The following is a 250-nucleotide window of genomic DNA, read 5'->3' as shown; positions in this document are numbered from 1 at the left end:
CCAATTTATTCAATCCACCAATATTCTCAGATCCTTTATCAGACCAAGGTTAAACTTATGGGAGAGCTTCGTTCCATGACTTTTTCTATAGTTGGTCAAGAGTTTACTCAATTCTTCATGGTGGCATATATCCCTTCATCTTCACCCTTCTCTATCATGTTGGGACATCCTTGGTTGTATATTGCCAAGGTCAAAGATGACTATGAGAGAAAGAAACTCTCTCTTGGCAACCCTAGACTTGTTATCTGTC

The 250-nt window shown here is 39.2% G+C and carries 1 protein-coding gene; it reads left to right on the top strand.

Going from position 1 to position 250, the window contains the following annotated elements; translation table 11 throughout:
• Positions 1 to 57 precede the first annotated feature (57 nt).
• Positions 58 to 250, top strand: a 193-nt coding sequence (locus KVT39_RS37115) for a hypothetical protein (RefSeq protein ID WP_217591504.1), incomplete at its 3' end; no start/stop codon positions are given.

Source organism: Burkholderia sp. GbtcB21 (assembly GCF_019091065.1).
Taxonomy (GTDB): Bacteria; Pseudomonadota; Gammaproteobacteria; order Burkholderiales; family Burkholderiaceae; genus Burkholderia; species Burkholderia pyrrocinia_C.
The sequence above is the reverse complement of the archived record's forward strand: the minus strand, read 5'-3'. Positions and strand labels throughout refer to the sequence as shown.